Raw genomic sequence first — 9,245 nt, 5'->3', positions numbered from 1 at the left:
TTCTTAAAATATTCTGTATTATTAGTTTTGGTCATCTTTTTTTACCTCCATTTTTATTTGCGTAAATTAGAGTTTACGATGACCATCCTTAAATCTCAAATTGCAAACAAAATTGTACACTACCAATCGTGGTTGCTGAGAAGTTGGAAAGCTGGGAAACGCTGATAGTATGTAATATAAATGGATAGTAACTAGTATTATCAAATATGGATATTAGATATTAAATACTAAATATAGATATCCATATAGGGATCTTGCGTAATCCTTATGCTATCTGGTAATGAGTTAGGTGTTTTAGCCGTCCGCAGCACCAAATGAGTTGTTAACCCGAATGCTTTTTTTTGGGGTATTGTTTTTAACTTCAACAAAAACAAGAAAGTCCCTCTGTTTATAATTAACAGAGGGACTTTCTCTTTAAAGCTTGTTCTTAAATCAAAAAAAGTTATTTTGTTTTTCTTGCTTCTTTAGCTTTCTTAAATTTTTCTTCTTGCTCTGCTCTTCTCTCATTTCTTTTAGTCAGCTGTTCTGGTGTATATACGCTATCTGTTTCTGCTTTAAGTTTTTCTCTAGACGTTGCTCTCTTTGCTTGTAATTCCTTCATGTCATCTCTAAGTTTATTTATCTTAGTTTCTGAACGTGGATTCGCTTCCATCTCTGTTTTCATTGCATCTCTGAGGTCGTTTAACTTATCAGAGAGTTCCTTATTCTCTTGCCTAGACTTATCGTGTATTTCTTTAATTTGTTTATGCTGTGCTTCTGAAAGATCGCCATTTGCCAAGATCCTTTGCTGACGCGCATCATCCTTGCCTTGCTTCGCGCTACCATCTATGTTTCCGGCTGTAGCCGCAAAAAGCATTCCAGCTAATCCTAAAACCATTAAACTGTTAATAACTATTCTCATTTTATTCTCCTTTTTAAAAGAAAGCTTACACTATTAATACTCTTACTAATCCTTAGCTTTAAAGAAATTCCATTTTTTTTTGTCTTTGCTTGTCTTTTTATGGTTCTCTTTGTCTTCTTTATTGTTTTCTTTTAATTCTTTTAACTTTGCAATCTGCTCCTCAGTTAAAACACCGTTCATTTCTTGCTTCATGCTAATCATCTCATCAAGTCTCTTTGCTTGAAAATTAACAATTTCTTTTTTTAGTTCCTTAATTTTTTGTTCAGATGGCTGAGCTGAATCAAGCTCTTTCATCAATTCCACTCTGGCATCTCTTACTTGTGGAGCTTCGCCCTCTGGACATGACTTATATTTCTTAAAAATTTCTTTAATCTTTACTTCTTGCTCTGTAGTTAAATTGATTTCTTTAAACATATTCTTATGTCTAACCTCTGTTCGATTACTCTCTTGCGTACAGTCTGCAGAATCTACACAACCGCGATTTGCTTCTCCGTATTGTGCGGCAAAAAGCATGCCAACAACACTTAAAACCATTAAACTTTTACTTACTTTTTTCATCTTGACCTCCCTTATTTATAGAATTATACAACTCTTTGTTAAAATTAGTTCCATTTTCAATAAAATTTAAAATAAAAACTCATCATTGATTGTTAAAAAATACTTATCATAATAAGTGGTGTCGCTCATCTGCAACAGCCGATCCCTATACTCACTAGACTTCTTTGCATCTAAAGTGCTAACTCCGATAAAAAACACAAAAACCATAACACTTGTCAGTATTGGACTTAAAACCATAACCCAACCTGAAGAAGGTGTTTTTTGTCTTTTAGCTTGTTTGTTTTGAATTGTAAAAATAATATTGTTAAACAAAGCAGAAGGTACTGCTTCTTGTTTCTGCAAATTCTTAATTAACTCATCATAACTTTTTTTCATTCTGTACCTCCTTTTCATATAATTCTCTTAATTTCTTTCTTCCTCTATTTAGTCGAGACCTAACCGTGCCAATTGGCAAATTCATTGTCTGTGCTACTTCCTCATAACTTAATTCCTGTATGTCCTTTAAAACTATTGGCAGACGATATTTATATTCCACTTGCTCTAATAGTCTAACGACTAAATCTTCTTGCTCTTCCTTCTCCTCTGGCTTTTGATTATAAAAAAAACTTATCTCTTGTATCTTCTTTACAAAATTATTTTGCCTCTTAAGATGGTTAATCACATGATTTACAGCAATTCTATTTATCCAAGTATTAATACTATATTCTCTATTGAACATCTGTCTTTTTTCATAAACCTTCACATAAACATCTTGAGTAAGGTCTTCTGCCTCCTGTTGCTTAAGCACCATTTTATAAATAGTGTTGTAGACAAACCCTTTTGTGGATTCGTATATTTTTTGCAAAGCCTGCATATCGCCAACAAGAAAATCAGACAAAATTTGTTCAGTTAATTTCATTGCAATGTCTAAGTATACTTACAAATAATTAGGATAATAAGTTCCACTTATCTACCTTTGCTTGATAAAACAACAGTAAACTCGCCTTTTTGTTCTTTTTTGGATAGCTCACGAAAAACATCACCAACTGAACCCTTCCAGTAATGTTCGTATCTTTTAGTAAGCTCTTTCACAACAAAAACCTCAACATCTTCAGACGCAGACATTATGGTATCTAATGTTTTGGTTATCCTTTTAGGAGATTCATAAAAAACAAAAGGAACTTTTTCTTGAAGAAGAGCATGCACTAACGCTACCTGTTGTCCCTTTTTCCTTGGCCAAAACCCTAGAAAACGAAATCCATCCAAAGAAAATCCAGAGAGAGCCAAAGCAGAAATACAAGCTGTTGGTCCGGGAACTATTTCTATCGGCAGTGATAATTCATGAAAAAGATTAATAACATGATATCCCGGATCTGAGATCATTGGCATCCCAGCTTCGCTAATTAAAGCAATCGAAAGTTCCTCCCGCTCAAGCCTTTGTCTGAGTGCTTCGGTTCTACTCCGTTCGTTATGGTCATAATAAGAAACTAATGTCTTCTCTTTGATTCCTAACGCCGAAAGCAACATCCCGATTGTTCTGGTGTCTTCGCAAAACACAACGTCTGCTACTTTTAAAGCATTAACAGTACGCAAAGGAATATCCTCAATGTTACCAAGGTGATTTCCGCATATGTAAAGTTTGGAGGTCAAGCTATGCTTCTTTTATATTACTTGGAGAGATAACATCCATGTTAACGTTACCTTTAAAAACTGCACCTTCATCAATGATAAGTTTCTTGCCAAAAATATCACCAATCAATTTGCCAGTTCTCATTATTTCTATACTTTCCACTACATCCACATCACCAGTAATCTCACCCTGAACGATTACTCTTAAAGCACTAATACTTCCACGTATTTTACTCTTTTGTCCAATAAAAACACTTCCCTGAGACCTTATTTCACCTTCAAAGTCTCCTTCTAATCTAATAGAATATTCCGCATTGATAACACCTGTTAAGGCTGAATCAAAACCAACGATTGTTTGAATTGTGTCATCTACATGATAATCTGGTTTAATTACTTTCATGAAGCAAATTATACACTTTTTTCCCAAAGGTAGCAAAGCAAAAGAAGGATTATGTTGTCTATCCAGCTGGTCTTCACTATAATAAAATCATGACTACTCAATACGCTGTTATTGGATACCCTTTAGGCTATTCACTATCACCTGCTTTGCACAATTATTTTTTTTCAGAATACAAAATTGATGCAACATACATTTCGCTACCCTTAAAAAAAGACCAACTAACCGAACTATTTGAAGCAAAGAAATTTGCAGGTTTTAATGTAACCATCCCCTATAAAGAAGATGTGCTTAGTTTATGTGATGAACTAACGGAAACAGCAAAACAAATAGGTGCCGTGAATACGGTTAAATTAGTAAACGGCAAATACCTTGGAACCAATACAGATGCGCCTGGATTTAGCTTAATGTTAAAAGAAGACGCTGACTTCGAACTATCTAATAAGAATATTTTATTGTTAGGTGCCGGAGGTGCAGCAAAAGCTATCACTTATTCTGCTTTGAATGATAATTGTAATAAATTATTTGTTTACGATATTAGTGAAGAAAGAACCAATAGTTTAAAAAATCAATATAACAGTACAAAAATAGCCACAAGCTACTCTGTTGAAGATTTTAAAACAATTATCCCTTTAGCTAACATAATAATCAATGCTACACCAATAGGCATGGAAAATACTCTTAACCAAAGCATTCTTAATAAAGAGCAACTATCCTTAGCAAAAAAAGACTGCTTAATTGTAGACATCATCTATTCTCCACCCAAAACACAGCTGCTGACTATTGCAGAAAACCTAGGATTAAAAACGTTAAACGGTCTAGGAATGTTAGCCGGACAAGGAATACTTGCAGAAAAGTTTTGGTTTTCTAGAAATTTACGTTATAATATCTCCAAGGAGGTATTCTTACGTGCAATCAAATCCGGTATACCTAGTAAATGAACTTCTAAAAAAAGCTATCTTAAGCAAAGCGACTGACATACACTTTCATCCGTCAGATAACAGTGTAACTGTAAAAACCAGAGTTAACGGAAAGCTCCTTACCGACATAGTAATTTCAATAGAGGAATACCCTTCTGTCGTCAACCGCCTCAAGGTTCTGTCTAATCTTAGCTCTTCTAATGCCTTAAAAACACAAGACGGAAGACTTAGCTTCACCATAGATGATAATCAACGCGACCTAAGGATATCCGTTATCCCTTCCCATTTTGGGGAAAATATTGTTATCAGAATATTATCCAAATCGGCAGACGTTCCAACCATCGACAAGCTTGGCATGAACGAAGAGTTGATAGAAAAAACAAAATTATTGCTTAGCAAAAAAGAGGGAATGATACTTACCACTGGACCAACAGGTAGCGGCAAAACTACGACGTTGTATTCGCTACTCAAACATCTTTATACCGAGAACGATACCTTGCACGTCGTCTCTATTGAAGACCCAATTGAGTACATTGTCCCTGCCTTTACGCAAATTCAAGTCAATGAACCTGTGGGTATGAACTTTTCTCATGTTCTAAGATCTGTCCTGCGACATGACCCAGATGTAATTCTAATAGGAGAAATACGTGACCAAGAAACCGCACAAATTGCGATACGTGCTGCAATGACTGGACACCTAGTTTTCGCAACCCTGCACACCAATACAGCAAAATCAGCAATCGCCAGGTTTATAGATTTTGAAATTAGAGAAATACTTATTAAAGAGGCATTACTTGCTGTATACAATCAAAGACTTATTAAAGAAAATTCTGCAAGAACTGCTAGTTTCGAACTGTTTATCCCGTCAGAAAACCTTTCTTGACGCAACTTCATCCATTTCCTTACGCTCAAAAAGCATTAGGTCATAATTATATTGCTCTTTTTGTTTATCTTTCAAATTCTCTAAAACTTTAATTTCTTTTCTATTTTCCATTATCTCTACTCTTTTTTTATCTATCTTGTTTTCAAAATCCTTAATAGCCAACGCTTGCTTATAAATTTCATTTTTTAATCCCTGAAGATAATTTTCTTCCATGATTTGCTCTTCACTACTAAAAGACTTATTTTCTCTGATCTTGCCAAACTCTTCTTCCATCTGGGACTGAAAATAAGCTTTTACTTCCTCGTGTCCAGCTTTTCTTTGCATTAATTTACCAAGTTCCTGTTTCAATAACTCTTCTTTTTTTTCTTTTATATCCAAAACTCGTTGCATTCTAAAAGCAAATTTTTTCATATCAACTACCTACGGCTGCCTTTAACATACTAACTTCTTTATCATAATCATAATTCTCATCCATTCCCTGTGTAACAAAAGACAGTATTCCCCCCATCTTCTTAATCGCTTCATCAATCTTTGGATTACTTCCTGGCGCATAGGCACCAATATTGATAAGGTCCTCCGCATCACGATGAGCTGCCATTAACTCCCTGAGCTTGTAATTTGCCTTCATATGGTCTTTGGTAACAACATCTGGCATCACTCTACTAAGACTACCTAATACATCAATCGCTGGCCAAATGTTCTTAGCTGCTATTTTTCTTTCTAAAACTATATGCCCATCCAAAATACTTCTTGAAGCATCTGCAATTGGTTCGTTCATATCATCCGAATCAACTAAGACAGTATAAATGCCTGTAATGCTACCCTTATCGCTAGTGCCGGCTCTTTCTAAAAATTTGGGCAACATAGCAAAAACAGAAGGAGGATAACCTTTAGTTGTCGGAGGCTCACCGATTGTCAAACCAACTTCCCGCTGGGCCATCGCAAACCTAGTTATAGAGTCCATCATTAACAAAACATCTTTGCCTTGGTCACGAAAATATTCAGCTATGGCTGTTGCAGTAAGAACCGCTTTGATTCTTATTAAGGCTGGCTGGTCTGAAGTCGCCACAACCACTACCGATCGTTTCAAGCCTTCTTCACCTAATGATTTTTCTATGAAATCTCGTACTTCCCGGCCTCTTTCTCCTACCAGGGCAATAACGTTGATATCTGCTTCGGTATTTCTAGCAATCATCCCAAGTAAGGTGGATTTACCAACACCTGAACCAGCAAATATTCCAACTCTTTGTCCTCTACCTAAAGTTAGGCAACCATCTATAGCCTTTACGCCTACACCTAAATGTTTTGTAATTCTATCCCTTAATAATGGGTTCGGTGGTTGAGCATATACGGGAACTCTCTTCTGCACAATGATGTCACCTTTGCCGTCTATTGGCTCACCTAAACCACTTAAGGTTCTGCCTAGTAAACTATTGCTAACTGGAATGGTCAGACACTTTCCCGCGGACTCTACCAAATCGCCTGCACTTATGCCTTCCATTTCACCTAATGGCATCAATAAAACTCGACCATTACCAAAACCGACAACTTCTGAACGTATCACACTCCCAGCTTTATTATGAATCAAACAAACGTTGCCAATAGGAACCATTGGTCCGGTAGCAGCAATAACTAATCCGGAAATATCCTTAACCATGCCCTTTGTAACAATAGGCTCAATGTCGTCTAGCTTATTAATATATGGCTGTAAATCAATACTACTCATTTAATAAATTTTTCTCTAACTGAGAAAAAATTGACTGCAGGCTGGCATCCATAAAACCAGTGTTCATAGATATTCCCACTCCACACTCATCAATATTGGAATCTTTCTGGATACCCAAGTCTACCACTCCCAAATATTCAGAAAACTCGTTTTTATATTTATTTATTCGATCATATTGTTTTGGATTTACTTTAATTGTAATGCTGTCTCTGATGCTCACCTGGTCAAAAAGACTTTTGATAAAAGACACTAGAACTTCTGTCTTGTTTTGAAAGGTAACTCTCGTGATTTTTTCTGCGATTGCTAATGAAAAAGAGACTATCTGCTTCTCAACATTTTGGAGATAATCCTCTGTTGCTTGCCCGATTTTTAGTCTAATTTGTTCTAACTCTAAGGTAAAATCTTTTACTTTATCTGCAAACTCTTGCTTGCCCGCATCATATCCTTCTTGATATCCCTTTTGTTTTATTTCTTCCATTTGATTATTTAATTGTTGTTTTTTTTGCTCAACATGTTCATTCGCCTTAACCATCATCTCGTCTTCTTTTTTCTTGATAACCAAGGCCAGCTTTTCACCTTCTTGAAGCATTTCAACAACCATGGCTTCTGTAAAATAAGAGGAAAGAACTGGCGAAACTGATTTCAAGTTTCTAGCAACTGCCTCTTCTGCTTTGATTATCTTTCCTGTCTTCATACGAATTCTTCTTCTTCTTCACCGCCACGAGAAAGGAATATTTCGCCTGCTTCTTCTAGGTTTCTAACAATATTCACAATCTTTCTTTGCATATCCTCAACTTCCTTAACTCGCACTGGACCCATAAATTCCATCTCTTCTTTAAGAGTCTCAACTGCTCTGTCCGATAAATTCTTAAATATTAATGTCTTTAATTCCTCGCTGGCTACTTTAAGAGCCAGAGGAAGATCTTTCATCTCTACGTCTTGAAGTAGTCTTTGCACCTGTCTATCTTCAAAATCAATAATATCTTCAAACACAAACATTAAATCTTTTACTTCAACTGACAACTGAGGATCTACCTCCTCTAAATACTCTAAAATTTTCTTTTCTGTTGATCTGTCTACACTATTAATAACTTCTGCTAACGAATTCACTCCGCCCTGAGTTGAAAAATCTTGATGTGTAATAACTGAAGAAATTTTAGCTGTTAATACTTTTTCTATCTGTCTAACAATATTTGGCGGTGTTTGATCCATCACGGCTATTCTTCTAGCAACTTCTGGCTGAATATCCTCCGGCAATAAAGATAGCAGTTGTCCTGCTTTCTTGGGGTTCAAATATGCCAAAATTAAGGCGATTGTTTGTGGCTGTTCATCTTGAATAAACCTAATAACATTTTCCGGATCGGCCTTATCCAAAAACTCAAAAGGCGTTAATTGAAAATCTTGTCTAAAATCTTTAAGTAAAGTTGTTGCTTTATCTTTACCCAAAACTTTTTCTAAAATATCTTTTGCATATTCAATCCCACCAAAATGAACCTTGCCTCCAGATTGTTTTGCATCTCTGATAAAATCTTCAATAACTTTGTCTTGCTCACTAGGGGAAACATTCTGAATCCTTGCAATTTCCATTGTCAGTTCTTCAACTTCCGACTCGCTCAATTGTTTAAGTGCTTGAACTATTTGTTCTTTTCTTAAAGATAAAAGTAGCGTAGCGGCTTTTTTCCTGCCGGTTGTAATCTCCATAATTGCCATATAGATTAACCCTCACTTAACCATTTTTTAAGTACACGAGCAAAAACCTCCGGATTTTCATCTACCATATCATCTAGAGACCTTCTCATGTTTGAGCGTCTTTCTTCTTGAGCATACACTTCTTCATCGGCACCTACTCCAGGCATTGCGCTTCTTCCAGAATCAGTCATATTGACCCCCCAAGAACCACCTGCACCAGAAACTGCCTGTAGCTTTTTTAACCTTGTCCAAGCATAAAAAACTGTAAATACTAACAACAAACCTAAGCCAATATTCTTCAATATATTCATAATGAAGGATATTTGTCGCTGCTGAGCCATTTCTTTCTTCGTTGTTTCCATGCTTGTTTTATCAAATGCTAAATTGCTTAAAGAAACTGTGTCGCCTCTTTGGGTATCAATTCCCGCCGCTGAGGAGATTGCTTCCTTTAACGAAGCGTTTTGTTCTTCTGAAATCTGTCTATCAAGAATAACGGCAACTGATACTTTTTCTACATAACCAGGAGCTTTAACAAATTTTTCTATTTTCTTAGAAACTTCGTA

At 35.8% G+C, this 9,245-nt stretch carries 13 protein-coding genes; 2 read left to right on the top strand and 11 right to left on the bottom strand.

Annotated elements, in window-relative coordinates; translation table 11 throughout:
* Nucleotides 1-442: 442 nt before the first annotated feature.
* From PHF25_07660 to PHF25_07635, 6 genes are all read right to left on the bottom strand, one after another.
* Nucleotides 443-901 carry a periplasmic heavy metal sensor gene (locus PHF25_07660; GenBank protein ID MDD4527892.1) on the bottom strand — a complete coding sequence of 153 codons (459 nt, stop codon included), beginning with the start codon at nt 899-901 and terminating at the stop codon, nt 443-445.
* A 45-nt stretch (nt 902-946) separates the two neighbouring features.
* Entirely contained in the window at nt 947-1,459 is a 513-nt protein-coding gene (locus tag PHF25_07655) for a Spy/CpxP family protein refolding chaperone (protein MDD4527891.1), read from the bottom strand.
* Between the two features lie 66 nt (nt 1,460-1,525).
* Nucleotides 1,526-1,834: a hypothetical protein gene (locus tag PHF25_07650; protein MDD4527890.1), complete on the bottom strand. Its 309-nt coding sequence runs from the start codon at nt 1,832-1,834 to the stop codon at nt 1,526-1,528.
* On the bottom strand, nt 1,818-2,357 hold the full coding sequence (locus PHF25_07645; GenBank protein ID MDD4527889.1) for an RNA polymerase sigma factor: 540 nt from the start codon (nt 2,355-2,357) through the stop codon (nt 1,818-1,820). The genes PHF25_07650 and PHF25_07645 overlap by 17 nt, the downstream gene beginning before the upstream one ends.
* 47 nt (nt 2,358-2,404) lie before the next feature.
* Entirely contained in the window at nt 2,405-3,088 is a 684-nt protein-coding gene (gene rsmI / locus PHF25_07640) for a 16S rRNA (cytidine(1402)-2'-O)-methyltransferase (protein ID MDD4527888.1), read from the bottom strand.
* Between the two features lies 1 nt (nt 3,089).
* Nucleotides 3,090-3,467, bottom strand: coding sequence for a polymer-forming cytoskeletal protein (locus PHF25_07635; GenBank protein ID MDD4527887.1), 378 nt, complete (start codon nt 3,465-3,467; stop codon nt 3,090-3,092).
* An 89-nt stretch (nt 3,468-3,556) separates the two neighbouring features.
* Between PHF25_07635 and aroE the strand changes: the two genes are divergently transcribed.
* Nucleotides 3,557-4,405, top strand: coding sequence for a shikimate dehydrogenase (aroE, locus tag PHF25_07630; GenBank protein MDD4527886.1), 849 nt, complete (start codon nt 3,557-3,559; stop codon nt 4,403-4,405).
* Nucleotides 4,374-5,267: an ATPase, T2SS/T4P/T4SS family gene (locus tag PHF25_07625; GenBank protein ID MDD4527885.1), complete on the top strand. Its 894-nt coding sequence runs from the start codon at nt 4,374-4,376 to the stop codon at nt 5,265-5,267. The genes aroE and PHF25_07625 overlap by 32 nt, the downstream gene beginning before the upstream one ends.
* Here PHF25_07625 and fliJ read toward each other — a convergent pair.
* The 5 genes from fliJ to PHF25_07600 form a co-directional block, all read right to left on the bottom strand.
* Entirely contained in the window at nt 5,250-5,678 is a 429-nt protein-coding gene (gene fliJ / locus PHF25_07620) for a flagellar export protein FliJ (protein MDD4527884.1), read from the bottom strand. The two genes, PHF25_07625 and fliJ, sit on opposite strands and share 18 nt — an antisense overlap.
* Before the next feature lies 1 nt (nt 5,679).
* Entirely contained in the window at nt 5,680-6,993 is a 1,314-nt protein-coding gene (fliI, locus tag PHF25_07615) for a flagellar protein export ATPase FliI (GenBank protein ID MDD4527883.1), read from the bottom strand.
* Entirely contained in the window at nt 6,986-7,687 is a 702-nt protein-coding gene (locus tag PHF25_07610) for a FliH/SctL family protein (GenBank protein MDD4527882.1), read from the bottom strand. Before PHF25_07610 ends, fliI begins: the two co-directional genes overlap by 8 nt.
* Entirely contained in the window at nt 7,684-8,703 is a 1,020-nt protein-coding gene (fliG, locus tag PHF25_07605; GenBank protein ID MDD4527881.1) for a flagellar motor switch protein FliG, read from the bottom strand. The genes PHF25_07610 and fliG overlap by 4 nt, the downstream gene beginning before the upstream one ends.
* A 5-nt stretch (nt 8,704-8,708) precedes the next feature.
* On the bottom strand, nt 8,709-9,245 hold a 537-nt coding region (locus PHF25_07600), incomplete at its 5' end, for a flagellar M-ring protein FliF C-terminal domain-containing protein (GenBank protein ID MDD4527880.1).

The sequence above is a fragment of the Candidatus Margulisiibacteriota bacterium genome (assembly GCA_028706105.1).
Lineage (GTDB): Bacteria > Margulisbacteria > Riflemargulisbacteria > GWF2-35-9 > DYQY01 > DYQY01.
Note: the sequence above shows the minus strand (reverse complement) of the source record. Positions and strands in the feature narration are given on the sequence as shown.

Bases quoted from the DNA above. Each gene is read 5' to 3' on its own strand.
- PHF25_07660 (MDD4527892.1), bottom strand. From the start codon at position 901: ATGAGAATAGTTATTAACAGTTTAATGGTTTTAGGATTAGCTGGAATG.
- PHF25_07655 (MDD4527891.1), bottom strand. From the start codon at position 1,459: ATGAAAAAAGTAAGTAAAAGTTTAATGGTTTTAAGTGTTGTTGGCATG.
- PHF25_07650 (MDD4527890.1), bottom strand. From the start codon at position 1,834: ATGAAAAAAAGTTATGATGAGTTAATTAAGAATTTGCAGAAACAAGAA.
- PHF25_07645 (MDD4527889.1), bottom strand. From the start codon at position 2,357: ATGAAATTAACTGAACAAATTTTGTCTGATTTTCTTGTTGGCGATATG.
- PHF25_07635 (MDD4527887.1), bottom strand. From the start codon at position 3,467: ATGAAAGTAATTAAACCAGATTATCATGTAGATGACACAATTCAAACA.
- aroE (MDD4527886.1), top strand. From the start codon at position 3,557: ATGACTACTCAATACGCTGTTATTGGATACCCTTTAGGCTATTCACTA.
- fliJ (MDD4527884.1), bottom strand. From the start codon at position 5,678: ATGAAAAAATTTGCTTTTAGAATGCAACGAGTTTTGGATATAAAAGAA.
- fliI (MDD4527883.1), bottom strand. From the start codon at position 6,993: ATGAGTAGTATTGATTTACAGCCATATATTAATAAGCTAGACGACATT.
- PHF25_07610 (MDD4527882.1), bottom strand. From the start codon at position 7,687: ATGAAGACAGGAAAGATAATCAAAGCAGAAGAGGCAGTTGCTAGAAAC.
- fliG (MDD4527881.1), bottom strand. From the start codon at position 8,703: ATGGCAATTATGGAGATTACAACCGGCAGGAAAAAAGCCGCTACGCTA.